This is a genomic window from Campylobacter concisus, assembly GCF_015229965.1.
GTDB classification, from domain to species: domain Bacteria; phylum Campylobacterota; class Campylobacteria; order Campylobacterales; family Campylobacteraceae; genus Campylobacter_A; species Campylobacter_A concisus_BD.
In genome coordinates, this window is sequence record NZ_JAAKZB010000040.1 from 1 (window position 1) to 5,278 (window position 5,278).

The 5,278-nt window shown below is 31.3% G+C and carries 9 protein-coding genes; 5 read left to right on the forward strand and 4 right to left on the reverse strand.

Annotation, left to right across the window (positions count from 1 at the left end; all coding sequences use genetic code 11):
• A partial coding sequence (locus G6W43_RS10360; RefSeq protein WP_194169749.1) for a hypothetical protein occupies positions 1–506 on the forward strand: 506 nt, incomplete at its 5' end.
• A gap of 451 nt (positions 507–957) precedes the next feature.
• On the opposite strand, the gene G6W43_RS10365 is transcribed toward G6W43_RS10360, so the two are convergent.
• From G6W43_RS10365 to G6W43_RS10380, 4 genes are all read right to left on the reverse strand, one after another.
• Positions 958–1,179, reverse strand: a complete 222-nt coding sequence (locus G6W43_RS10365) for a hypothetical protein (protein WP_194169750.1) — start codon at positions 1,177–1,179, stop codon at positions 958–960.
• Positions 1,180–1,190: 11 nt separating this feature from the next.
• Positions 1,191–2,006, reverse strand: coding sequence for a hypothetical protein (locus G6W43_RS10370; RefSeq protein ID WP_194169751.1), 816 nt, complete (start codon positions 2,004–2,006; stop codon positions 1,191–1,193).
• Positions 2,007–2,221: 215 nt separating this feature from the next.
• Positions 2,222–3,082: an Abi family protein gene (locus tag G6W43_RS10375; protein WP_181003005.1), complete on the reverse strand. Its 861-nt coding sequence runs from the start codon at positions 3,080–3,082 to the stop codon at positions 2,222–2,224.
• A gap of 93 nt (positions 3,083–3,175) precedes the next feature.
• Positions 3,176–3,343 carry a hypothetical protein gene (locus G6W43_RS10380; protein WP_181001847.1) on the reverse strand — a complete coding sequence of 56 codons (168 nt, stop codon included), beginning with the start codon at positions 3,341–3,343 and terminating at the stop codon, positions 3,176–3,178.
• A 148-nt stretch (positions 3,344–3,491) separates the two neighbouring features.
• On the opposite strand from G6W43_RS10380, the gene G6W43_RS10780 reads away from it, so the two are divergent.
• From G6W43_RS10780 to G6W43_RS10395, 4 genes are all read left to right on the forward strand, one after another.
• Positions 3,492–3,620: a hypothetical protein gene (locus G6W43_RS10780; protein WP_275052083.1), complete on the forward strand. Its 129-nt coding sequence runs from the start codon at positions 3,492–3,494 to the stop codon at positions 3,618–3,620.
• A 74-nt stretch (positions 3,621–3,694) separates the two neighbouring features.
• On the forward strand, positions 3,695–4,294 hold the full coding sequence (locus G6W43_RS10385) for a hypothetical protein (protein ID WP_194169752.1): 600 nt from the start codon (positions 3,695–3,697) through the stop codon (positions 4,292–4,294).
• A gap of 94 nt (positions 4,295–4,388) precedes the next feature.
• Positions 4,389–4,775 carry a hypothetical protein gene (locus G6W43_RS10390; protein WP_194169753.1) on the forward strand — a complete coding sequence of 129 codons (387 nt, stop codon included), beginning with the start codon at positions 4,389–4,391 and terminating at the stop codon, positions 4,773–4,775.
• Between the two features lie 122 nt (positions 4,776–4,897).
• Positions 4,898–5,278 (forward strand): hypothetical protein (locus G6W43_RS10395; RefSeq protein ID WP_194169754.1); only part of this gene is annotated, 381 nt, incomplete at its 3' end.

Sequence of the window (5,278 nt, forward strand, 5' to 3'; positions counted from 1 at the left end):
AAAACATGGTTACGATTGATGATGATCTAATTTTAGATAAAAAACATTTTTTATCTGTTAGTTTAAATAAAAAAGACAAATCTGCTTTTTTTTGTTTTAGTACTGATTTAGCTTTATTTTATTTTGCAAAAAATTTATTATATCGTGCTCTTGATAAAGATTTTGTACCATTTTTAGAATTTATACCCAATTTAAATAATGATATTGTTAATGGGGTTAGATTGGCAAGTAAAAGTTGTAAATTTTTAATCGATATAGAAGATAGTTCTCAAATTTTAAATATACAAAATCAATATATAGAAATAGATAAATCATTATTTAAAGAAAAAGTTAATATTTTTTTTAAAAATAACTATGAAGAAAATTTTGTATTTCTATCCTTTAGTGATAAAGCAAAGTTATTGAATTTTGCAAATTTTTTGCTTAGTTTGGCAAAATATGGGACAATTAAAAAATATGAAATGATAGATGAAAAAAATAATAAAATGGCGATAGTAGTAGGGTGAGTATCTTCGTCTATCAAAATGGTTGGCATTTGTATGGATAAAAAATAATGATGGAAATATTAGGTTAATAACATCTATTTCAACAAAAAAATAGGATATAAAATGTTTAATGAATTAGATATTGTAGAAGCTAAATATAATATTTATTTAGTAAGAAATAGAGCCATGTAAAATTTATGCAATAGATAGTAATCTACAAATAGCATCATCTACAAAAAGCGGAATAAATTTGATAAATAGTGAGAATAAAAATAGATTTATCCAGAAATTTAACGAAGTAAAGCAAAGGGTTGGACTAGATAGCAAAGAGGTTAAGCTAGAAGTTGGGTAGGTGAGTATCTTTTGTAATATATAGGCTTTTTTACTAGGCGTGATTTTACTGTGGCATTGGTTTACAAACCATAGTAGATATAGAAATTTAAATTTGTAAGATGCTATAGCGGATGTGTGTCTAGCAAATTTCTAAATATTTTTTTCTTAAATAGTCCGCTTCGTCTTTTGTGATCTCTTTACTAAGCTGAGATATGTTTATTGTTGTATAAAGCTCGCTCCAGTATAAGCTTAAATCAAAATTAGGATCAACATTTGAGTTTTTGCAATCCAAAAACTTTTTTAAGTCTTGTTTAAGCCATAGGGGTAAAGTATTTTCATCTAGTGTAAAATTTTCTTCCACATTTTCTCCTTTTAATGTCCTAGCAGTTTCTCTCTTATCTCTTTCATAGGATATCTCGCGCCGCTTAGATTGAGATATTCTTTATATATCGACAGTCCTCCCATTATCTTGTAAATTTCAATATCCGTATTGCCCATCCCTCTTAATTTCTTCGCTTCGTCCTCGCAAAGAATATCCTTCTCCCAATACTCCTGCCTGTATAGAGCTATCGTTAGCTCCCCTAGCTTCTCCTCGTCCACTAGCCCTCTGGCTTGGATGTCGTCTATCATCCCAAAGTTCTCCAAAGCTGTCGTCCAGCGGTAAAGTATCGTTAGTCTGTGCATCCAGTCGCCTGATTGAATATTCGAAGGTGCTGGATATGTTGATCTCATTATTTCTTGTTGTTCCACGTCCAGACGTTTCTCGATATAAGCTTTCATCCGATTTATCACTTCCTCGCTTGGTTCTATTGTATCGCAAGTCATCGCTCTCCAATTCACCCAGTCGTGATTGATCGTTATTAGTAAATTTACTAACTCTTTTTTGATATGCTCTATTTGTTCTTGATTGATCTGACTGGATTTATTGATTTTACTCTCCATATTTTTGATCGCTAAATATAGATAATTTGAGAAATTGATCTCCTCTTGTAGTGGTGTCCACTCCATTTCCATCATATCTATAAATCTCTTTTTAGTTATTAGCGGTCTGTTACCCTTTATCTTGTTTTGAGGGTTTGATAGGATATGGCTATTGTTGGTATCCACAAAGTCCCAGATCTCATCTATGGTCTCTTTGAAATTTTGCTCTGATAATTCATTGTATTTGGGATTTAATATGTGAAACATTGTATATGCTCCAAGTTTATTTGTTAAATGCAATTTTACTATTTTTACATAAACTATTACATAAGTGGATAGTTTTTTGTATTGAGATTAGAGCTAATAACGAAAAGGGAGATAGTATGAAGCAGTAAGTTAAAGCGAGGACTTCCTCGCTTTTCTTGTTAAACTCGAACTGATCTTGTCTAACGAACATCGGTAGGATTATATTAGATATCGAATTAATGCGTGCTTAAAATTTGTAAATAGCTTTTATAAACCATGGTTATGCGAGAGATTATTTTTCTATGTTTTGCAAAAATTTTTAACCTATATCTTGTTGCACATGTCTTTTTAAAAAATATGCTTAATTCATGCCTGATAGAATTTAACATGCCGTCACTTTTGACAACAAGCCTAGCAAGTAAAACTACCATTAAAAAATCACTTGTTGCTTGATTTGCTAGCATTTTCTCGATATTGTCATTAGATCTTGGCTGAATTTTATATCTACTAGGAGACAATACTTTTAAAAGCACTTGTTGCTTTGTTTCTCGGCTCTCTTCAAAGATATTTGTTAATACGCAGTTGTTGTGCGCTACACTATTGCGAAGACACTTTAAAGAAAACATGGCGTTGCGTATTAGTGTAATTTCATGGTTTTGATAGAAATTTGTAAATCTTTTTTGATAAAAATATTCGTATAGTTCTAGTAAATTACCAAGCTGTATAACCTCTACTAAAACCCAAAAAGGCATTTGTTCTAATGGGCTGTTGCTCTCTATAAGTAGTTTTGAAACACTTCTATTTTTTATAGGACGTTTTAAAAATACTTTAGTTTTTTCACCTAATTTTGATTTTAAAAAATCACCAGTTAGCTTTTGGGCAATTTTTTTATCGAGTATTGAAAAATCTTTTAATAAATTTGTCTTTAAGCAGTGTTCTATGTCCATTAAGATATTAAACATAGCTCTTCTAAAATACATATCTATTTTTGAAAATTCATATAGATGAGCAAAATCTAGCTTAGAATACTTGCCTTGAACTAAATCAAAATTTCTTGCATAGGACTTTATCTTGAAAAAATAAGTAGAATTTGACAAAATGCGTTCTGCATCTTTTTCGTTTACAATATCAAAAGAAAGCCCCTTTGCTTTTTAAGTTTTGAATTTGCTCTGCTATATTTAGCTTTTCTTTCATTTGCTACTCACTTTTTGCAATATTGTGTCGCACTCTTGGCTGATATAAGGGTAGCTGGCGTACCTTAGTGCGTGTCCGAATGTGCCTCTAATAGTAGAGCCTATAAATGGGTAGGCGGGCTTTAAATTTGTGCCGCAAACGGCTAACTCTAAATACTTTAGCATGGTTGCCTTTGAGAGATTTTTAAAATTATACTCTAAAAGAAGTTTTAGCTAGCTAGGGCACGCAAAATGGGCACTCAAGTGTCAGCATTTGACGCTGCAAATTTGTAGAATTTCGCTTATTTATAAAAATAAATTTAAAGGATAAAAAATGCAAAAGCGAGATCAAAATATATTGTCTCATATAAGGCGAGAAATTTCTCTTTCAACAAGGGTCAAAAAAGATAAAAGTAAGTATAGCAGGAAGCTAAAGCATAAGTGCGCGGCGAGTTTTGAGTAAATTTATCATCTGCGACACAACCTGTCACGCCACTAGGTTAAATTTTCATCATAAATCAAATCAAAGGAGCATAGATGTTAAGATATATCATAGGTGGCGTGGCGCTTGGGGCTATTGGTTTTGGGCTTGGTAAATATTTTAGTGAGAGTGAGCATTATTGCGATTATTTAAATAAATCCGTACAAAATCCAAATGGCGAGATAGATAAAAGCACCTTGCAAGATAAATTTTTAGAAATTTATGCAGGTATAGAAAATTTACAAAAATCACTGCCTACTATACTTGAGGAAAGTGGTCTTAGGAAATTTATAGGTGCTGAAAATGCCAAAGTCATAGAATTTAGCAAGGATGACGAAAAGTATAAATTTGCTCTCATCTGCCTAGTAAATAACAGCAAAAGAGATACTAGCTTTTTAGATAGCCTAAGCAACGTCTTAAACAATATCTTGCTAAAGATAACGCAAAAAAGGGATGATAAAAAAGAGGAGGATAGCTTTTTAAAAGTAGATGCACATCAAGCAGGGCTTATATACGCGTTAGTCGAAGCAAATAATAAATTTGTAACCATGCTTCGCCAAATAAATGATATGAAAGATATCGACGTGGTTTTAGACATTTTGCATGAGTGGATAGAAATTTATGAGAATGACTACTTCAAAAAGGCCTTTGCGTGAGAGGTTTTAATATCAAGCTCTTTTTTCACATTTTGCAAGAAATGGCTCAAATCCTTTTGAGGATATCAATCAAAAAGAGGCTGGGACGGGCAAAATGAGCACTACTGATAAATTTTTAAGAGCAAAAGCTTTTGGTAAGTCTTATGAGCTAGACCAAGCTATAAATGAGCTTTGTCTTGTGCTTTTTAAAGATGAGTTTATCACAAGAAATATCATTAAAATTGGCACTCAAGGATTGGATGTTTATAGGTTTGTAAAAACTGATGATGATTTGCAAATTTTAAGCGATCTTTCGTTTATGCTTAGATATATGCTCACAAATATGGCTGGCGAGCAGGCCAAAGATAAAGAGGAGCTTAAAGATTTATTTTTTACAGCTAGTATTTTGCTAAAGGGTGCCAGCTCCATACAAGAGCTAGCCTTCACTTTTAAAGATGTAGCTAGGTTTTATAAAAACTACTATGGCGGAAAGAGTGCATAGTGGCAAAAGATGAAGTCTGGTTGTTTATGAATTTATTACTATTTAATTTTTATTAAACTTTTTGAGTGGTTTGACGATATAGAGAAATATATTTTTAATAAATATATAAACAAGGTGATATAGTGAGTAGTAAAAGATCTTTATGTGATACAGCAAATAGATTAAGTAGTCTTAATTCTTATAAGGATTGTAATCTCTATATAGCCATCACACTTTACAGATTCGCCAAGATTAGAGATATAGCTAATTTTTCTTCATTACCATATAAATATAAAAGCCTTTATTTCAATATGCTTTGTGAATTAACAAAAGAATTTAGTAATACCACTGGGTTTAATGAATATCTATTGAATATAAAATCAAAACTTAAACTTGATAAGGTTAATAGGTCAATAAAAGGCGATAAAACAACCGATAAATTTTGCACAGTGATTAAAAATTTGATGCTTTTATATACTTTAATTTTAGAAAGTGGTTATATTTTATCTCTTACGGACAATTTT

Excerpts from the sequence above, each read along its gene's own strand:
- G6W43_RS10390 (WP_194169753.1), top strand. The coding sequence starts at position 4,389 with ATGAGCACTACTGATAAATTTTTAAGAGCAAAAGCTTTTGGTAAGTCT.
- G6W43_RS10380 (WP_181001847.1), bottom strand. The coding sequence starts at position 3,343 with ATGCTAAAGTATTTAGAGTTAGCCGTTTGCGGCACAAATTTAAAGCCC.
- G6W43_RS10370 (WP_194169751.1), bottom strand. The coding sequence starts at position 2,006 with ATGTTTCACATATTAAATCCCAAATACAATGAATTATCAGAGCAAAAT.
- G6W43_RS10385 (WP_194169752.1), top strand. The coding sequence starts at position 3,695 with ATGTTAAGATATATCATAGGTGGCGTGGCGCTTGGGGCTATTGGTTTT.
- G6W43_RS10780 (WP_275052083.1), top strand. The coding sequence starts at position 3,492 with ATGCAAAAGCGAGATCAAAATATATTGTCTCATATAAGGCGAGAAATT.